General features: G+C 57.2%; 16 protein-coding genes and 1 pseudogene. 11 read left to right on the top strand and 6 right to left on the bottom strand.

Annotation, left to right across the window (positions count from 1 at the left end; genetic code table 11):
• Nucleotides 1–627 (top strand): NAD(P)(+) transhydrogenase (Re/Si-specific) subunit beta (locus AB6809_RS35545; protein WP_371028506.1); only part of this gene is annotated, 627 nt, incomplete at its 5' end.
• A 723-nt stretch (nt 628–1,350) separates the two neighbouring features.
• Here AB6809_RS35545 and AB6809_RS35540 read toward each other — a convergent pair.
• From AB6809_RS35540 to AB6809_RS35525, 4 genes are all read right to left on the bottom strand, one after another.
• A complete protein-coding gene (locus AB6809_RS35540; RefSeq protein WP_371028505.1) occupies nt 1,351–2,319 on the bottom strand; it encodes a zinc-binding alcohol dehydrogenase family protein in 969 nt (322 codons plus the stop codon).
• Nucleotides 2,320–2,341: 22 nt separating this feature from the next.
• Nucleotides 2,342–2,839: a nuclear transport factor 2 family protein gene (locus tag AB6809_RS35535; protein ID WP_371028504.1), complete on the bottom strand. Its 498-nt coding sequence runs from the start codon at nt 2,837–2,839 to the stop codon at nt 2,342–2,344.
• A gap of 12 nt (nt 2,840–2,851) precedes the next feature.
• Complete coding sequence (locus AB6809_RS35530) at nt 2,852–3,259, bottom strand: nuclear transport factor 2 family protein (protein WP_371028503.1); 408 nt, start codon at nt 3,257–3,259, stop codon at nt 2,852–2,854.
• A gap of 197 nt (nt 3,260–3,456) precedes the next feature.
• Complete coding sequence (locus AB6809_RS35525; RefSeq protein ID WP_371028508.1) at nt 3,457–3,807, bottom strand: MarR family winged helix-turn-helix transcriptional regulator; 351 nt, start codon at nt 3,805–3,807, stop codon at nt 3,457–3,459.
• Between the two features lie 988 nt (nt 3,808–4,795).
• Here AB6809_RS35525 and AB6809_RS35520 point away from each other — a divergent pair.
• The 7 genes from AB6809_RS35520 (at nt 4,796) to AB6809_RS35490 (ending at nt 13,786) form a co-directional block, all read left to right on the top strand.
• Nucleotides 4,796–6,085: a hypothetical protein gene (locus tag AB6809_RS35520; protein WP_371028502.1), complete on the top strand. Its 1,290-nt coding sequence runs from the start codon at nt 4,796–4,798 to the stop codon at nt 6,083–6,085.
• 557 nt (nt 6,086–6,642) lie between these two features.
• On the top strand, nt 6,643–8,109 hold the full coding sequence (locus AB6809_RS35515) for an amidase family protein (protein WP_371028501.1): 1,467 nt from the start codon (nt 6,643–6,645) through the stop codon (nt 8,107–8,109).
• Between the two features lie 63 nt (nt 8,110–8,172).
• Nucleotides 8,173–8,664 (top strand): DUF302 domain-containing protein, encoded by a 492-nt coding sequence (locus AB6809_RS35510; RefSeq protein WP_371028500.1) that lies wholly within the window; start codon nt 8,173–8,175, stop codon nt 8,662–8,664.
• A gap of 26 nt (nt 8,665–8,690) precedes the next feature.
• Nucleotides 8,691–9,272, top strand: a complete 582-nt coding sequence (locus AB6809_RS35505) for a TetR/AcrR family transcriptional regulator (protein ID WP_371028499.1) — start codon at nt 8,691–8,693, stop codon at nt 9,270–9,272.
• Between the two features lie 684 nt (nt 9,273–9,956).
• Nucleotides 9,957–11,078 (top strand): alkene reductase, encoded by a 1,122-nt coding sequence (locus tag AB6809_RS35500; RefSeq protein WP_371028498.1) that lies wholly within the window; start codon nt 9,957–9,959, stop codon nt 11,076–11,078.
• A gap of 435 nt (nt 11,079–11,513) precedes the next feature.
• A complete protein-coding gene (locus AB6809_RS35495) occupies nt 11,514–11,915 on the top strand; it encodes a response regulator (protein ID WP_371028496.1) in 402 nt (133 codons plus the stop codon).
• A gap of 470 nt (nt 11,916–12,385) precedes the next feature.
• Nucleotides 12,386–13,786: an amidase family protein gene (locus tag AB6809_RS35490; RefSeq protein ID WP_371028495.1), complete on the top strand. Its 1,401-nt coding sequence runs from the start codon at nt 12,386–12,388 to the stop codon at nt 13,784–13,786.
• Between the two features lie 216 nt (nt 13,787–14,002).
• On the opposite strand, the gene AB6809_RS35485 is transcribed toward AB6809_RS35490, so the two are convergent.
• On the bottom strand, nt 14,003–14,983 hold the full coding sequence (locus AB6809_RS35485) for a LysR substrate-binding domain-containing protein (RefSeq protein ID WP_371028507.1): 981 nt from the start codon (nt 14,981–14,983) through the stop codon (nt 14,003–14,005).
• Nucleotides 14,984–15,243: 260 nt separating this feature from the next.
• Between AB6809_RS35485 and AB6809_RS35480 the strand changes: the two genes are divergently transcribed.
• The gene (locus AB6809_RS35480) at nt 15,244–15,864 is read left to right on the top strand and encodes a TetR/AcrR family transcriptional regulator (RefSeq protein WP_371028494.1); all 621 of its coding nucleotides are present in this window, start codon (nt 15,244–15,246) and stop codon (nt 15,862–15,864) included.
• 275 nt (nt 15,865–16,139) lie between these two features.
• Nucleotides 16,140–16,832 (top strand): GNAT family N-acetyltransferase, encoded by a 693-nt coding sequence (locus AB6809_RS35475; RefSeq protein ID WP_371028493.1) that lies wholly within the window; start codon nt 16,140–16,142, stop codon nt 16,830–16,832.
• Nucleotides 16,833–17,134: 302 nt separating this feature from the next.
• On the opposite strand, the gene gcvA is transcribed toward AB6809_RS35475, so the two are convergent.
• On the bottom strand, nt 17,135–18,031 hold the full coding sequence (gcvA, locus tag AB6809_RS35470) for a transcriptional regulator GcvA (protein ID WP_371028492.1): 897 nt from the start codon (nt 18,029–18,031) through the stop codon (nt 17,135–17,137).
• Between the two features lie 196 nt (nt 18,032–18,227).
• On the opposite strand from gcvA, the pseudogene AB6809_RS35465 reads away from it, so the two are divergent.
• Nucleotides 18,228–18,440: pseudogene (locus AB6809_RS35465) on the top strand (hypothetical protein); the annotation flags it as partial.

Raw genomic sequence — 18,440 nt, 5'->3', positions numbered from 1 at the left:
ATCATGTGCCGCGCGATGAACCGCTCGTTCTTCAACGTGATTCTCGGCGGCTTCGGCAACGAGCCGGGCGCGGCTGCCGCGGGTGGGTCGGCGGAGCAGCGTCCGGTGAAATCCGGTTCGGCGGATGATGCGTCGTTCATGCTCGGCAACGCCGAAACCGTGGTGATCGTGCCGGGTTATGGCCTTGCCGTCGCGCGCGCGCAGCATGCGTTGAAGGAGTTGACCGACAAGCTCGTCGAGAAAGGCATCGAGGTGAAGTACGCGATTCACCCGGTCGCCGGACGCATGCCTGGTCACATGAACGTGCTGCTCGCCGAAGCCGAAGTGCCGTATGACATGGTGTTCGAAATGGACGACATCAACGGCGAGTTCGGTCAGGTCGACGTGGTGCTGGTGCTCGGCGCAAACGACGTGGTGAACCCGGCCGCGAAGAACGATCCAAAGTCGCCGATTGCCGGCATGCCGATCATCGAGGCTTATAAAGCGCGCACGGTGATCGTCAACAAGCGTTCGATGGCGGCGGGTTACGCGGGCCTCGACAACGACCTCTTCTACATGGACAAGACGATGATGGTGTTCGGCGACGCCAAGAAGGTGATTGAAGATATGGTGAAGGCGGTCGACTGAGCTGTGATCAGTTCCGATAGATGGCTTGTTTAATCCTCCGCGACAAAAGCCGCGCAATGTCGTTTGCCTTGTTTCCGTGACTAGGTACCCGGTTCCGATCTGTCATCAATGCGACGCCGATCTACGCCGGGACACTGAGCGAATGACAGCTCGGTTCGGGCCCACGCGTCGGGCGGCGCAGGCATCGGGCGTTGGGAGCGAGAGGCGATGGCTACCGTTGCCAATAGATCCGCGCGGAGTGACCGATGCCGCGTCGCTAGGTGGCCTCTGGGCGACGCAGATGGCGGAAAAATGCCACCATGAAGCGCGCCAAGGTGTCAGCTACTAACGGCCAAGCAGCAATCTGCAGCAGGACGGCCATCTCGCTTTTATTCCGGCGGGCGAGGCGACGAGCGTAGTCAGTCTCAATCTTTCAACGCCGCCAGTGTCTCTGTGGACTGATCGATCTGCTCTGCACTCACCGCTCACTATCGGTTCTCCCCGTCAGGATCCGGCTGCCTCCTTCCCGATGGACAACGTCCACCGAAGGCCGATATAGCGGTGGGAGCGCCGCGCTGACTGTCACTATGCGAACCGGTGCAGCCCGCGTTGCACGCATACGTCGCAGCGTTCCCATTTGCGAATTCTTAGTTCCACGGCTAACTTAGAGATGGACATAGCCCGAATGCTGACGGGCATGTGCATCGCAGCGATCACGGCAGTCGCTACAAGTCAATTAGGCGACTATGGGCGCAACAGCACTCGTCCAAGTGCACGTCGGCTCAGTACGTACTGGTGCGCCTCCTGCGCGAACTCGAGCGGAAATGTGCGATCGATGACCACGCTGATTTCGCCTCTTGCGGCGGCCTCGAGTATCTCGCTCACCCGGTCGTGCACGCGTTGATGCTCCGTATCCAGGCAACTTGGAAAGTAAACACCGTGCAGGCTTTTGTTACCTCTCCACAGCATCACAGGGTCGAGCTTTTCACTATCCCGACCCGAGACACCTACAGTGACTGCTCGGCCACCATATGCTAACGACTGGATGCTGCTGGCAAGAGTTTTTCCCCCGATGCTGTCTACAACGAGGTCAACGCCGCGCCCGCTTGTGTATGACATTATCTTCCCTACAAAATCGTCAACCGTGTAGTTGATGCCTATGTCCATGTCGAAGGCTTTCAGTTGATTGAGGCGCGAATCGTCGGACGCGGTCACAAACACCTTGGCGCCGGCGCGCTTGGCGAGTTGAACTGCGGCAAGTCCCAGCGCACCCGCGCCAGCGTGAATTAGTACTGTGTTGGCGTTTTCCAGCCTGCCAGCGGTGAACAGGCACTCATAGGCGGTGCCCCAAGCGACGGGGATCGCGGCGGCCATGTCGATGGAAAGACCTTCGGGAACAATCCACGTGTCGGCTGCCGGTGCCACCGCATACTGCGCGTGGGACCCCCAAGGGAGGACAGCCACAACTCGGTCCCCGACGCGCCGATCAAACACCTCGCTGCCTACCACGTCCACCGTGCCAGCGCATTGATAGCCAACGATGTGGGGAATCTTCGCAAGCGGCCGAAGTTCGCGGTTGATCAGATCGCCACCCTCGATTGCGATCGATTCCACTCTGATGATGACATCCTTTAGACCGCAGACAGGGTCTGCGACATCTTCGTAACGGAATACCTCAGGCCCGCCGTTCTGGTAGTAGACAGCAGCTTTCATGTGTGCGCTCCTTGAGATATGGTTAGCGGGCAGGTACTGGCACAATCGAGGCTATCCGCCAGCCTTCGGGCGTCCGGACGGCTACTTCATAAACAAGAAATGGTGCGGTTCTCGCGGAGGCGTCGGAGGCGCCAAGCGTGATCTGTGTGGGGGCATAGATCTGTGCAACATCAGGCGTGAGGGGAATGACTTTGATCGCTTGTACGTCTGGCTCAAATTTCCATACGCCCTTGAACGTTTCCTTGAAATGATCAATGAGAGCAGTCTTCCCCCAAAACTGATAGGCGCGAGCTACCATAACGATGGGATCTTGGTGGCCCGGCGGGACGGGAACCAACACCTGCTCGAATGCGGCTATGTCGTGTGCAGAAGCCGCAGCGGCCTGTCGTAGAAGCACGTCTTTGACCTGTGCCCGGTCAGCCTCGGTGAACTGTTGTGACGGCGCCGCGAATGCGGGTCCATCGGTGGCGCCACACAACGTGGCAATAACTAGCGAAGCAACAACTTTACGCGCACCCATAATCCCTTCCCCTTATTGTGCCGGCACTGGAATCACGGCGGCAATTTTCCAACCTGATGGCGTGCGAACCGCGAACTCGTTGATCAGGAAGACCGACGTCGCGGCGGCCTTGCCAGGCGCGCCGATGGTCACCCGGGTGGGTGCATAGATCTGCACTGTCTCGTCGTTGAGCGGAATCAGACGAACCGCGGTCTCATCCGGTTCTACGCTCCACGTTCCCGCGAAGGTTTTTTGGAAATGTGCAATGACGGCATCCTTGCCCCAGAAACGATACGCGCGGGCCACAAAAGAGACCGGGTCCGGCTGCCCCGGATAACCAGATGCGAACATTTCATTCAGCGCGGCGAGATCGTGGTCGGTTTCGGCTTTGGTTTGGCTTGAAAAGAGATCTCGAATCTCCTGCATGTCACGCGGGCTCACTGCACCTGCGCCTGCGGGGGCCGGAGTCATGGCGAGAAGTAACGAGAAGCAAACAGCACTGGCGATGCTGCGCCGTGCGGTTGAAGGTCCACTGATCATAGTAACAAGCCTCATATGCCCATATTTTGATGTTCTTCGATGAGAGCACGGGATACTCTCACCACATGATGTCTGATAGTTCGCTACAGGCGAGGGCTCTAACTAGACAAGTCCAGTTCCGCGATACGTGCCATTAGCCGGCGCATTGCCAAGGCGTCGTCCTTGCCAAATTCCTGTTCGAAACAAGCTTGCGCCTTCTGCCATGACGGCTTGCTTTTTGCTTCCGTGCTCCTGCCAGCATGGGACAGTGCCACCTCCCGCTCACGTCTGTCTTCGCGACCGACACGTATCGTGATCAAGCCGTCGCGCTCCAGTGGCCGTAGGTTATGCCCCATGGTAGCCCGATCCATCGATAACAAGTCGGCGAGGACGGCCATTGTCGTAGGCCCTCGGGACGCAAGTAGACTTAAGATCGTGTACTGCGTTGCGCGCAGACCGGTCTCAGCCATGCAGGCGTCGTAGAAGCGCGTTACACGCCGCGCAGCTTTGCGTAAAGCAGTGTTGTTACAAACGCCCGGATTAATTGCCGACACAGATTCCGCCATGGTTGGCTCAAAGTTAAACGTGAGAGCAGTCATATTATGGGCATATAAGACTATTGTCAAACTGTCGCTATTGCACCAGTGCGACATCTCGTTCACAACTGACGCAGGGATTCACATAATTGACCGCGGCCGTCGCTGGGGGGGCTAGTTCCACTGACTCAACGCTATGCCGTCGAAGTCGACGATGGCGGATTTGCTCAGACCGAGGACCGACAACGACCTGGTAACTTAGGGTCTAGTGACCGGCTGTGGGGCGGCGCATATCACTGTGTGTTTCGCGGTCTGTAGGCAGGCGCCCCAAGCCGTTGATGCAAACTTTATGAATTCTCTTTTCCGCAGAACCGTCGCGGTCGCGATAAGCTCGGTGCTGCGTTTGGCAACGCGCGGCCTGTTGCTGAGAAGTTAGCAACCTTCCGCGGCGCGATGGAGGCCGGAATAACTATTGTGTCCAGGCACGAGACGGCCAGAGGTGTTTCCGGACTCGGTTCAGCCGCCAGGTTCGGGGGTGAACGTGAATCGGCCACGCTATGACCGTGCGTTGGGTCCTCTCGGAGAAGGTCCGATGTATCGCAGTTCTTTTAGGAAGGCGAGGTCGTTTGTGAAAAGGAGGATGCGGTTGACACAACGTGTATATGCGCTCAATATCTAGCAGGTGAACTTCGGCTCGACCCGGCGTTGTGTGGCGCCAGTCGCTACTGTCGAACCAACGCAGTATGGCGGCCCTTTAAGCGGCAGCTCACACTGAAACAGGGGTGCCGCGACCACTGCGAGCCGTAACCAAGACGGCATGCGCGCGCCCCGCCGCACAGCACGATCGACCTATTCAGTCGTAGCTAGGGTGGTACCTGTGGCCCCGACACGCTACGATCATCCTGTTTGCACCGAACCGCGAGTGGAATCGAAAAATATGGTGAGCCAGAGCCTTAGTGCTGTGCTCGAGGAGGCACAGCATGTCATGACTGAGCGGGTGGCGATTGCTTCAGGCTTGGAAGAAAATCCCCTGTTGTGGGGCCTGCTTATTGGCGACGCCGACTTCACGCACCGAGCCGGTGATCGAGGGTTGGTCTTCTCGCGAAGCGGGCCGGGACTGATTGCCGGCCGGCACGGAGTGAGCAGCGTCCCGCTTATCGATGCCGCCACGGGCTGTTTGTCGGTCACCATCCTTGAGGACTGTCCTCGAGAGGTCAGACAGGGACTCGCTGAGTTCTTAGCGAAGCAGGGCTATCTATCGGCTCCCAAGAACCTGATGGTTCGCGCTCTGGGCTCGCCGCAGACGTTTACCCGCAGGGACTTCTCGGATCTGTTCCGGTGGAGGCATTTGCTTGCTGCCAGTGCCTACAAATGGATTGCCGCCATGGCGGCTGCTGTCGACGAAACCCGTAATTCCATTCAACGACAGGTTAAGTTGAGGTCAGCGCGCCATACGACAGACCTTAAGGACTACCACAATGTCGTATCGTCGTTGAGACTGCTGATTTCACTCTCGAGCACGGCGACGGGTGCGCCTTGGCTTCGCGAACTGGCGACGCTCCCACGGCTCAAGACGTGGACGCCGTCACTGTTTCTGTCCCGGGAGCGGATGCTGGTGCCGGCGATCCAGAGTGCTTTAGCCGCGACGTGGATGGGGCCGGCAGCTGTGGATGTGTACTTCGCACGGCTGGAGAATTCGACCGACCGTCTGACTACCTTCGATGCCGTTTTGGGCCTCGCCAGCTTTGCGATAAGCTACTCCGAAGTATCCTCCAGCATCCTGCCCCGAGTTGAAACGGCGTTAACCGAACTCGAACTCAGTGTCGATAAGGACTTTGTCCGTGCGCTCATGCGCTCGTTTGACCTCGCTGTTAATGACCCTTTAGGCAGCACAAGTTTGCTGTCTTCCTGGATCGCGAGCGGCACGCTGACGGAGCCAGTGTTGAGCCAAGGCGTGAAGAATGAGATGGCATCGCGTTTCGCCACCGTCGCTTTGCGGGAGTACGCCGACGCGGCCACGACTATTCGTGGATACTTTGTCGCTATTCTCGCACTCCGGCTATTCATGGCAGATCGGCCTCACGATTTCTATCCCGAAGGACAACAACGGTCGCACGGAACCAACTTCGCTGCGGCAAAAACCGCACTGCTACGTTCAAACAACGTCGACATCCGAATTGAGACCGCAGCGACTCCTGGCACATATCATTGACGGGTCCGGGCACCACGCGTCGCAGTCATTCGGGCGAGAAGAATTGCCGCCGCACGCACTTAAAAGGACAACTCCACGACGTGGCGCTCGAGCCGAGGCCGGTCTTCTGGTCCTAAAGCCCTACTCGAAGCAATCCGGTCGCAAGTCTGCTCCAGCACGTGGCGACGGCGCATCAGTCTGAAGTCGGCTGAAGGTTGCCCACATCCTCTTCTGAAGTCCAGCAGCTTGGAAAGCCTATCGTGAGAACGGCGAGGGCGATCTTTTCATTCTTCCTGCAGAAACCGGTTCTGGCCGACATGGTTTTCCTCGTGATGCCCTTCCGAGCTTGCTTTGTGCCGGCGCGGCTACTGACCAACGTTCCCGATAGACATCGTCATCGCACATCACCAGGTGAAACCTTTTGATGCGCCCCTGACAGACTGGCCGCGCCTAGCGACAGTCGTCAAAAAAAGCATTGCATTACGAGCATAATTCTATATTATGATCGTAATGACATCGGTCGTGACGAACTTCTTTCGAGGTCCGTACTACTGCGTCACCTATTAATGTGAGGACATATGAACGATAAGATCGCAGCTTCGACCGAAACTTCCGGATCACAAGTGCTGGAGTTCGCCTCACTCGGGCTCGCTGCAGCTGCCGACGCGATACGCAGTGGTGATATGACCTCAGAGTCGTATGCCAGCGCGTTGCTATATCAGGCTCGAGCGCATGCTGACCTGAATGCCTTCATCGCCATTGACGAGGACGCCTTGCTTCGGGCTGCGAAAGACGCGGACAAGGCGCGCGCCGCCGGAGTAGAAGCTCCCCTACTGGGTGTCCCCGTTGGGATCAAGGACAGCTATCTGACGGCGGGGCTGGCCACAAGCATCGGCCTTGAACGCCTGGCGCACTTCGTCCCCACCGAGGACGCCGATGCAGTCCGCGCCGTCAAAGACGCAGGAGCTCTCGTCTTCGGCAAGAACAACCTGGTGGAGATGTCCTATGGGCTGACTGGGCATAACGAGCGCTTCGGCCAAGTCAAGAACCCGCGTGCCTTGGAGCGAGTTACGGGTGGGTCGTCAAGCGGTTCCGCGGCCTCCGTGGCCGTCGGGATAGTGCCCGCCTCCTTGGGAGGCGATACAGTCGGATCCATTCGTGTTCCAGCATCACTGTGCGGCGTCGTCGGGTTCAAGCCGACGACAGGACGCTGGCCTCGTAACGGCGTCGCACCGATTTCGCACACTCTCGACACCACGGGTGTATTCGCGCGTAGCGTTGAGGATTGTATGCTGTTGGACCAAGTCGTGACCGGCGATCAGACCACCGAGTCCGTCGAGCGGAACCCCAACCTCGCCGGAGCTCGGCTGGCGTTCGCGCCCCGACAGTTTTTGGAGTTGGTTGAGCCGGAAGTCGGGGAGCGATTCCGCGAGGTGGTACGCCAGTTGAAGGACGCCGGCGCGGAGGTGTTCGAGATTGATCTTGGCGAAGATTTCAACTCACTCATCCAGACAGCTACGTGGGGAATTTTCGCCCACGAGACACAAGGCGCCATTTCGGACTTCCTGCGTTTGCATGGTATCCCGACTACTTTCGCCGAGATCTACGAGGGCCTGAAGCCGCAGCTTCGCCAAGCGTGGGAGTACATGGTGCTGCCGAGCGGTCCCGGTGCTACGTCTGTGCAAGACTACAAGGTCGCACTCAGTGTGAGTCGTCCCGAGATCCAGCGCAGGCTGAATCAGGCGTTCGTAAGTCAGGGGGCCATTGCCATTCTGCAGCCGACTACACCCTGCACGGCGCCTTTGATTGGAGAGCAAGAGGGGCTTCGCATTGCCGGCCAGGAAGTCAGCACGCTCGCTTTGGCGAATCACACTCTGTTGGCCAGCAGCGTAGGTCTTCCGGGTATCAGCCTACCGGCGGGCCTCTCTCGCGACGGTCTTCCGATTGGTCTGGAGCTCGATGCGCCGTTGGGCAGCGACCGGGCGCTTTTGAGCCTTAGTCGCCAAATCGAGCGCATCTTGGGCACTGTGCCGCCGACGCTTTAATGCCGCCGCCCCTTTCCGAGCAAAGGGGCTCTACCCTCACACCATTGAACCGAGGATCAACAGATGGCCAATGCAACGTGTTCCACCCGTACAATTTCAATCGAGCATGTCACCATCAGATCGACGAATGCCTTCGATGACGTGCGAGCCAAGCTCGAGAGCTTGGCGCCTCAAATCGATGACGGCATCTTTACTCTCCTGAGGTACGGTGAAAGCACGCGCGCACTGCAAGAACTGCTAGCATCTCCTCCGCTAACAATTTTCGGGCAGCGTGACCATGGAGCGGTGCTGGCTATTGCTGGTCTGCGCCACCGGTCAATACAGTACGATATTGGCAATCCGCTCACCGCATCGAAGATGACCCGTCATCAATTATCTGCCGGGCTATATGCGCCTATTCGCGTGTTGCTACACGACAGCGGTGATCACGGTGCTGTATTCGAATACGATCGTCCGGCCTCGGTTTTCGGCCAGTTCGGCAGCGAAGAAGTCAATATTGTGGCTCGTCAACTCGATCGCGACCTCCAAACCTTGTTGGAGGAGGCTGCAAGCTGACGGCTGCGCGCACCTAGGAAGAGAAGATGCGTTTTGAAAAAGGTCACAAAGCCGCGACTCGTCAGCACATTCTCGAGACTGCCTCGAAATGCTTTCGTAGCGAAGGGGTTTCCGGCGCTGGCATCAGCGGGATAATGGGAGCGGCAGGCCTGACCAACGGCGCGTTCTATGCGCACTTTGACTCGAAGGACGCGCTTGTCCGAGAGGCGGTAAGTAGTGCCCTCGCGGAACGGCAACGGAGCCTCGAAGAGAATGTTGAAATGGGCGCTGGCCTCGAGGAAGTAATCCGGAGCTATCTCAATCAGGCTCATCGGGCAGATCTTTCATGCGGATGCCCGTCGGCGGCCTTGCTCCCTGAGATCGCACGGCAGTCTCATCCCACCCGGACGGTTTATGAGCACGGGCTGCATTGCTTCGTGTCAACATTGGCTGCATTGCTTCCCGAGGCTGATTCCGATCGCGCCGATCGTCGGGCGACAGCCATCTTTGGTCTGATGGTCGGAACCCTTCAATTAGCGCGGGCGGTTCCGAGCGTCGAAAGGGCGGAGCAAATCCTGGAAGCGGGAATCGAAGCAGCACTCCTTCTTGCTGGAGAGCCGCGCGACTGAGGGCCTTGAGGCGCGTGCTGATGCTCCAGAACGATCCACTTCAAAGTTTCAGTGCTAAGGACGTGCTCGCAGTCGCCGGCCGGGAGCGTGCAGCTCATCCAGTTTCTGCTCCTCCGCGTATCGACAGCGCAGGCGCCTAACGCGGAGGTCCCGGCCCACTCGTTCAAGGTTTACTCTGAGCAATGCAGGTCGTCGTGCGCAATGTTGGCAGCGTACTTCGCTCCGCGCGATCCTCCGCCTCCTATGCAAGGTGCGCGTGCATTCCGTTGTCTCCAGGGATAACTCTGACCGCAGTGATTGCGCCGTGGCAAATCAACTTCCACCCATCGCCCATGCGCAAAGTGCATATCTTGCCGTCGCTAATCCCCGATGCTGTCGATTCGCGTCTTCCGGCTAGCTACAGCGCAGACAAACAAGCGAGGAGTCCCACGGTTCGAAAGACTTACGCGAGCGCGACAACTCGCCTTCCAAAGTCGCTAACCGACAATTTTGCTAGCCTCATTTTTACGATCCATCAACAGTCCTTGCTGTCCATTGCGCGGCGAGCCGACGATAGCTCGCGACACGTGTCGAAGATCGACTTGTGATCGCAATAATGCGCGTATATACTCGCATTATGCTTTTGGCATATGTGTGAGAGTTCTCAGCACGTCGCATTCGGTCAAGAATCAACGGAGTCCTAAGATGCCCGGTCAGCTCTTTTTTCCTCTCAGGGTCGGTAACGTTCAGCTTGAGCACCGGGTCGTCATGGCACCGTTGACGCGAATGCGTGCGAAGGATCCGGGACGCACCCCACATCAACTGAACGCCGAGTACTATGGACAGCGGGCGTCGGCTGGAGGATTGATAATTTCAGAGGGATCGCCTGTTTCAGAGACTGCGCACGGACTGCCGGCGACACCCGGAATCTACACTTCGGAGCAAGCCGCTGGGTGGCAAAAAGTGACGGATGCCGTACACCAGAAAGGCGGCCGCATCTTTTTACAACTGTGGCACGTCGGACGAATTTCGCATCGCTCTCATCAGCCACGTGGCGCTCGTCCAGTCGCGCCCTCTGCGATTGCAGCGAGCGGCTATGGAATGTCGGCTGACTTCCAACGCGTGCCATACGAGGAGCCTCGTGCCCTATCGACGAAAGAAGTCGCTGCTGTAGTTCAGGACTTCGTTAACGCTGCCCGAAATGCTATGGCAGCGGGCTTCGATGGGGTTGAGATCCATGCGGCCAATGGTTACCTCATTGAACAATTCCTTCATGACAGGACTAACCAACGCACAGATGCATATGGTGGGTCAGTAGAAAATAGGTGCCGCTTCGCGATTGAGATCGCCGAAGCGGTTTCCGAGGTGTGGGGTGAAGATAGAGTCGGTATTCGACTGTCGCCGTTCGGAGCCGCGAACGATAGTGGCGGAACTGATCCGGTCTCTTTATATACATATCTCATTCGACGGCTGGCAAGTCTTAATTTGGCATATTTGCATCTGGTCGAGCCGAGAGCAAGTGGGGCGGGTCAGGCGGAGGTCGATCACAAGGACGTTCCTTCGGCGTCTCAGCTTTTCCGCCCGGTTTGGCCTCGGGTGCTTATCGCTGCTGGCAACTATACGCGTGATGGAGCGTTGGCTGCGATCGCGAGCGGCCACGCCGACGCAATAGCGTTCGGTCGATTATTTATTGCGAATCCAGATCTGCCATTGCGACTCAAATGCGATGCACGTCTGAATCGCTATGACAGGGCAACTTTCTATGGAGGTCACGCTGGAGGCTATACGGATTACCCCTTTCTGTCTCAGGGCGAAGGCGTCGCCTGATCGTCCGGTAGAAGCAGAGGGCTCTCTGACTACGCACCGAATAGCGATGGAATATGCCTTCTTCGCCTGGCCTGACTTTGCGTTTGCCCTATTCATCTCCATTGCGATGTCTCTGTCGGTCGACCGCGGCGACGGCACATCCCTCTGTCGATGACGGAGATCGTGCAGATTTAGGAGGTTGAACCGACATGAGATTGCGAAGAGGCGATGCCTCAGGCGATGTGCTGAACTGGAAGCTCGCCAATTGCCTTTGAAGGTCGAAAGAGGAAGAGTCATGTCTGCCTGCAGCAGTGCTGTGTTCAGCCAGCGGCAGAATCGAAAGACGATTAACTGCTGCAATGAGATTCAGCGAATCTGCGTTCCGCGCGCTCCATATCGCATACGAACAGTGATAGCTGATATCTCGTTCCAAGACCGTATGTTAAGGAGGCTGTCGTGCTTTCAGTGCTGATGGTGGAAGATGAAAAGGGCGCAGCCGCGTCATGGCAGGCCATGTGCGAGATGCGCGGCTATGCAACGTTTTGTGCTGCTAATGGCAAGGCCGCGTTGGGCATTCTGCGGGCATATGAGGTAGACGTCGTAGTGGCGGACCGCAAGATGCCGGACATGTCGGGATGTGACTTGTGCTATTCCCTGCGCAACGACAGGGGGCTTGCCGAAGTTGTTTTCATCCTTGTTTCGGATGACCCAAGTCCACCTGCATTTCTGTACTGTGATGCGATCCTTCACAAACCCGTTGCTGCCTCCATGCTGATATCAGAGATAGACCGAATCGTTGCTGAACGTGACGTCAATGGTCGTCGAAAAGCCGCCCGTGTGGCGGGCCTCAGATATTGATGTGACGAACGACGGCATCTATGTAGCGCAGGCGGAACCGACAATAGTCCTCTGTCCGCGGTGCATGAGCCGCGACATCCCTTACGCACGCGATGCCACATCAGCAGTTGCATGTTCAATTGGACACCCAACCGTTGGGCTGACCCGCTCCGATTCCGATCCTCCGTTGACATCGAATCTTGACGATGTCACACTCGGATCGCGGAAAGCCGAACGATTTGCAATAGCCCGCCGCATTCAATTGTCAACTCAGGCGCCATCACATGAAAATGACCCGGACCATCCCACTACCAACTCACGATGAACCGAATGAGCCTTGCACGGTCGATTCGCCTGCTCGGCGTCGCTTCGTAAGAGATACATCGGCAGTTTTGCTCAGCACGGCGGTCGGGCCCAGTATGTCATACGCTGCCGCAGCGATCCAGCCCGCAGGGTCGTCGGTAGACGTATCGCAAGTGCACGAAGCTAGCTTGTTCGAGGCGGCGCGCGCAATCAACACCAACCGGCTAACCTCGGAGCGGTACACGGAGATTTTGCTCGAACGTACGCATAAATTCGCATCCCTTAATGCTTTCGTTACCGTCGACGATGACAAGGCACTGTCGGCAGCCCGAGCAGCCGACAAGGCGCGTCTCGCGGGGAAGAGAAGGGCACTTCCTGGCCTGCCTATTGGTGTTAAGGATAGCTACCTGACCGCGGGCCTGCCGACTAGCTTCGGGACAGCCGTGGCGCGTGACTTTAAGCCTGCCACGGACGCAAAGGTCGTGACTGCTATGAAAGATGCAGGTTGCGTTGTGCTCGGGAAGAACAATCTGGTCGAAATGTCGTATGGTCTCACCGGTCTTAACGGTCATTACGGGCAGGCGAAGAACCCGTACAACGTGCTTCACGTTACCGGAGGGTCGTCATGCGGCGGCGCAGCTAGCGTGGCCGCGAGACTGGTCCCGGCAGCGCTGGGTGGGGACACGGTCGGGTCAATTCGCGTTCCTGCAGCGCTATGCGGCGTCGTTGGCTTCAAGCCGACACCCGGCCGATGGTCAGGAAGTGGAGTCGCGCCGATTTCAAACACATTGGATACGACCGGTCCGATAGCAAGGCGGGTGTCGGATTGCGATCTGCTAGACTCGATCGCGACGGGGAATTACTCGTCCCCACAACGGCTTCCAGCAAGCTTAAAGGGCACGAGAATCGCAGTCGCACGTCACTATTATCTCGACGGCGCCGACGCGGAAGTAGAAAAGGTCTTCAACGACACGATCTCTAAACTGAAAGATGCGGGAGCCAGTGTCGTCGAAGTCGATCTTGGTGCAGATTTCGGCCCTATGGTCGAGGAGGCTAACTGGGCGCTGTTCTTTCATGATACCCAGCCCGATGTAACGGCCTTCCTGCGAGACCAGAAAATCCCCCTTACGTTCGAAGAGATCTACGACGGGCTAGAGCCGCATATTAAAGCTCGTTGGCAACGATTTGTCCTGCCAACGGGAGCCGGCTACACGCAGGACGTCGCCTACAAAGACGCTCTTTTCCGACGCCGGCCGGAAGTCCGGCGCCGCTTTGACAGTCAGGTTTTTTCTCGTGCAGATGCGATTGTGTTTCCGACAACCCTGTGCGCCGCTCCGACCATTGCAGAGCAGTGGCAATATACGGTTGCGGGTCGGACGGTGAACGACGTCTTTCTGTCGAGGAACACCTATCCGGCTAGCTTTGCTGGACTGCCGGGGATATCGATTCCCATGGGACTGACGCAGAACGGCCTACCGCTCGGGCTCGAGTTGGACGCGAGCAGTGGAAGCGACAAAGCACTTTTGACTCTTGCGCGACGTGTCGAACAGGTCATTGGTTTCGTGCGGCCACCGTCGGTTTCGGCCTGATCTTTGCGTGCCAGGCGGCCGCAGATACCGCGCTGAATGCACATAGCGTGCGGCTCTTGGGAAGATGATGTGACGCTGCTTGGTGTTTGGATGGATACACCAGCCGGAATCGGACTTGCTTTCTTTCAGCGATGTCGAATCCGAAGCAGCGTCAACTGTCATCGTCCCCCGTTGCGACGGTAAGCGTTTGATCAGCGGCACAGGCTAGCAAGCCTTTCAGGTGACGGGGGTTCTGGTATCCGCATCGGTGCTGTACGGAGTCGGCATACCTGCGAGATGTGAAGTGGCGGTGCGTCTCCGGTGGACGGCGTTAGACTGAGGTTTCAAGTAGTTTTCAAAAAGGCTCCCAGCCCACTCGACAAACGCGCGTACCTTTGATGACAAGTGCCGGTTTGCGGGATATATCGCTGAAACCGGGATTGGTCGCGGTCGGTGATGGCAGATCACCTCCAGCAGTTGGCCACTTCGCAAGTGCTCCCTAACCATGAAAGCGGGGACCTGGATCAGCCCCATTCCGTCAAGGCCGCATCTGATGTACGCATCAACGTCGCTGACCGCAACGGTTCCTGGTATGCGGACTTCTGCAGCATGGCCATCGCGAACGAAGTTGAAATCAAGGTTCCTTCCGGATCCGGAAAGCAGGTGAACGGCAAAGTGCCGTGGGAGATCGTCGATTTCGAGAGGGCAGCCATGCCGTTGTATGTACCGCGGGCTAGCCGAGGTTACCATTTCCATGTGTCCGTACTGTCTGGCTATCAGACTGGAGTCCTCCAACAGCCCTACACGGATTGCGCAGTCTACGCCTTCATGAACAAGGTCGACACGTCTGTCGCTGAATTCGATTCTAAGATCCACTTGCGGATACATGCTACAAAATTCATGGATTCGCGGCACGATGACCGTTCTGCCAATAGCCGGCGGCAGGTTGATTCTCAGGGTGCCGTGAATCCCGCTCGCGCCACTGGTTAGCGCGTATTCCGTTTCCTCCAGTTCAGAAAGGATCTGAACGCAACGCTCATAGTATTGCGCGCCCTCTGCGGTCAAATTAATGCGGCGCGTCGTGCGGTACAGGAGTCGGACCCTGAGATGTGCCTCGAGGCTCTTGATAATGTTTGAGGCTGATGCGCGAGGGAGATTTAAAGAGACCGCAGCCCGAGAAAAACTATTGGTCTCCACGATCCTGGTAAAGACAACCATCGCCTGAAAACGGTTGAACATAACTGCGCCGAAAGAGTGCTCTTGGGTGTCTGTGGAAAACCTCGTCAGAGGATCTAGTGGCGTATGCCGAACCCGCCGACGCGTGCAGGGGTCACCGCCCCAAAGGGTTTACAGGAAGGTGTATATGCACATATTATAGCAGCATTGTCGAGCCGATAGAGATCTGCGATTGCGCCGCGGATCCATATGCGCCATGCGACTTCAGTTGAAAGCAGAGATGTAGCCCAGGAAACGCCAGTATGCAGAGTCGTGACGCAGCCGAAGAGCGGGAATCAATGATTGAAAGGATCGGCCCCTTCCTTTATCGAGCCGGCCTGCACGGCGCCACGATGGATGAAATTGCAAGGGAAGCTGGTACCTACAAAATGTCAATCTATCGGGCAATTGGGACGAAGAACGATGTCTGGATTACCTATGCACGGAAGCTCTGCGAGCAACGCAATAGAGAGATGACCGCTCTGCTTTTGCGCTCTGATCAACGACCCGAACGCCTAGTGTTGAATTACTTCCTGCAACAACGGGAGCTCGTGCTTAATGATGCGATTTTTGGCGACCCAATATTAAAGCTGTCGACGGAAGCGGCGGGACGATTCGGAGAATTACATCAGGCGCTATGCCGACAGCGTGACTTGGATCTCGCCCGTTTTGAGCAGATCGGGGAATCGATCGCCCCCGGTGACGGGATCAATCTTGGCATAGAGCTGCATATGATGTGGCAAGTATTGGTGTCGTGTGGGCGTAGCCGTGCTGCGATCGCGCGGGACTCTGAGCACGTTATCCGCATGGTCAGACGAACGCTGGATGCGCGTCAGCGACGCCCTGCAGCTGGAAGGAGCTTGGCAGAGTTGAAGCAAAGTTGAACAGTTTATGCGAACGCTCAAGTCATCGACGGCAACCCGGCTAGCGCGTTACTTAGACGAGCAGTGGATTAGTACCAAAGGTCGCGGTAGTCGAGGCAGCTAACCGCTTTCCTTCGTCGCCGCCACTGGTGACGAGGCGCGTTTGTCATCACCAGGCTCTCCGCCGCCCGTGTCCATGCAAAGCCCGGGACCACGGGGGGGCAACTGGCGGACAGCAGCGCTTTCTGGAAGCGATGATGCGGGCGCAGTATGACCGTTTGAACGGAGACCTAATCTTGACTCATCTTCTGGATAATCCGGCCTGGCATGCTATGACCACCAACCACCGGTCGATTTCGGTGGGCGATGAGTGCGCGCGGCGCTACCTGGCGGACGTATCGCCAATCGCGGCACTTGCTGATGTTGCCAATGAGCGGGGATGGCTTGCGCTTGGCAGACTTGCCGCCAACGGAGTCGTCGGTCTGGTCGGGGTTGCCCCGGAACTGCTCCCTGATGGATGGACGATTCATTGGCATTTCCCGTTTGTGCAAATGACATGCACGGTAGACACCTTTCGCGGCAGTTGCAACACGGTCGACGTGCTGACACTCACGGAGATGGATACACGCGCGATGCTGCAGTTGGTCAGCGCCGCAAAGCCGGGGCCGATGGAACGTCGTACGATAGACATGGGACGCTATGTTGGGATCAAATCGGGTGGGAAACTGTTGTCTATGGCCGGTGAAAGGCTCGTATTTCCTGGATACGTCGAGGTAGCGAGCGTGTGTACGGATCCGGCGCACTCGGGGAAAGGTTTTGCGGAAATGGTAACAACTGCGATCACTGCAAGAATCGTGGAGCGCGGAGACACAGCTTTTCTCCACGTCCGCCAGGACAATCACCGAGCTGTGTCACTCTATAGCCGACTCGGGTTTGCCGAGCGATGTGTCATACCTATTGTTGGTGTAAGCCTGTCAGAGAAAGCGTGAGCAGATGAAGTGACGGTCGGCTTCGGTAGTGATTGACAAAGCCCCGCGATCGGGCGCTGAAGGCCTATTTTTTGACGGCGAAACGCACATCGCTGCGGCGGCCGGCCTCCTACCGCGGGTGTAAAAAATAGAATCGGGTAGCACTCGAGGATGACACAGCAAGAATCTTGAAAAGCTCAAGAATGAAGGGACGACGCTGGTGCACACGGCTGCGGCGACCGTCTTGCACACAGGAAGTTTGTATCCCCGAGAAGTGTTTTCAAACCGCAGTGTGCATTCAACGTAAAGATGGGCACGATAATCTACCGGAGATGGCCTTGGCCCAGTTGCATGAATAACCATTGACGAAACGCTGCCGCAGGTTCTCTTAGAGAGCGGTCGCTTGGATAAACCAGATAGTATGCAAAATCAGCGGCAAGCTTGTCGTCAAATGGTCGTACGAGCAACCCTGCGCTCAGGTCGTTGTCTGCCAGGGCACTGCGAGCGAGCGCCACGCCGTGCCCCGCAGCCGCGGCATGCAGTAGCAAACCTGCATCGCCATAAGTCGAGCCAGCCGCGATCGGCACATCGTCGTTCATGCCGACATGGCGGAACCAGACCGACCAAGGTATGCGTTGGTCGCGCAAAAGTGTCACCTTCAGCAGGTCGCGCGATTCCTTAAGATTGTTCTTTTCCATAAACTGTGGGCTACACACTGGAAAGATGTCCTCGGTGTATAAAAGCTCCGCCGTAAGACCATCCCATTTTCCAGGTCCATATCGCAAGCCAACGTCCACCCCTTCGTGCGAGAAGTCTGCAAGCAGAGCGGAAGCCCGTACGTTGACTTCGATGTGCGGATTGCTTTGATGCAAACTCGCGAGCCGGGGAATTAGCCATCTGGCAGCAAAGGCAGGTAGAACACTGACCGTGACAATCCTTGAGCGCAGTTTGCGCGCTCTGACTTCTTCAATACCTTGCGCAAGGCGCGACATACCTTCCGATACGTGTAACGCCAGCCGTTGGCCTGCCTCGGTGGGCATCATGACGTGGCCATCGCGGCGGAACAACTTCACGCCTAGCGATTGTTCGAGACTCTTGATGTGATGGCTCACGGCTCCATGGCTCAAGCCTAGTTCGTCAGCGGCGCGACTGTACCCACGTTGGCGGAACGCCGCTTCGAATGCACGAAGTGCTGACAAGGGCAAATGAGGACGAGGCATATGTGAATACAAGTAACGTTTAGCACGAGTATTTCTCGTTGGAAGTGTGGTCGCGCCCCCCCCTATCATGGGCCCGGAACGCAATACACTGAAGGGATAACTCGTGCGGAAAACAAGCGAAGGAAGAAGTTACGCCGTAGACAGAGACACCATAATACCGACGCGCTTTCGGTTCGTGGTGGTCGGACTGCTGTTCATGATCGCCACTGTGAACTATGTTGACCGCGGTGCGCTGTCATTCGCGTCCGAACACATTATCGGAGCTTTCGGCTTCGATAGCGCACAGTGGGGCGAAATACTAGGATTTTTCGGCTACGGTTACATGTTCGGAGCCCGGACGGTCACCTCAAACTCCTCCACTTGTGGTCGCGCAAACTCCTCCACCCGGCAGCAGGACAAGGTTGTTTTT

Source organism: Paraburkholderia sp. RCC_158 (assembly GCF_041355255.1).
Classification (GTDB): Bacteria; Pseudomonadota; Gammaproteobacteria; order Burkholderiales; family Burkholderiaceae; genus Paraburkholderia; species Paraburkholderia graminis.
This window is presented reverse-complemented; position numbering and strand designations above follow the sequence as displayed.

Coding starts and splice junctions, on each gene's coding strand:
- AB6809_RS35540 (WP_371028505.1), bottom strand. CDS start 2,319: ATGAAAGCTGCTGTCTACTACCAGAACGGCGGGCCTGAGGTATTCCGT.
- AB6809_RS35535 (WP_371028504.1), bottom strand. CDS start 2,839: ATGGGTGCGCGTAAAGTTGTTGCTTCGCTAGTTATTGCCACGTTGTGT.
- AB6809_RS35525 (WP_371028508.1), bottom strand. CDS start 3,807: ATGGCTGAGACCGGTCTGCGCGCAACGCAGTACACGATCTTAAGTCTA.
- AB6809_RS35515 (WP_371028501.1), top strand. CDS start 6,643: ATGAACGATAAGATCGCAGCTTCGACCGAAACTTCCGGATCACAAGTG.
- AB6809_RS35510 (WP_371028500.1), top strand. CDS start 8,173: ATGGCCAATGCAACGTGTTCCACCCGTACAATTTCAATCGAGCATGTC.
- AB6809_RS35505 (WP_371028499.1), top strand. CDS start 8,691: ATGCGTTTTGAAAAAGGTCACAAAGCCGCGACTCGTCAGCACATTCTC.
- AB6809_RS35500 (WP_371028498.1), top strand. CDS start 9,957: ATGCCCGGTCAGCTCTTTTTTCCTCTCAGGGTCGGTAACGTTCAGCTT.
- AB6809_RS35485 (WP_371028507.1), bottom strand. CDS start 14,983: ATGGTTGTCTTTACCAGGATCGTGGAGACCAATAGTTTTTCTCGGGCT.
- AB6809_RS35480 (WP_371028494.1), top strand. CDS start 15,244: ATGCAGAGTCGTGACGCAGCCGAAGAGCGGGAATCAATGATTGAAAGG.
- gcvA (WP_371028492.1), bottom strand. CDS start 18,031: ATGCCTCGTCCTCATTTGCCCTTGTCAGCACTTCGTGCATTCGAAGCG.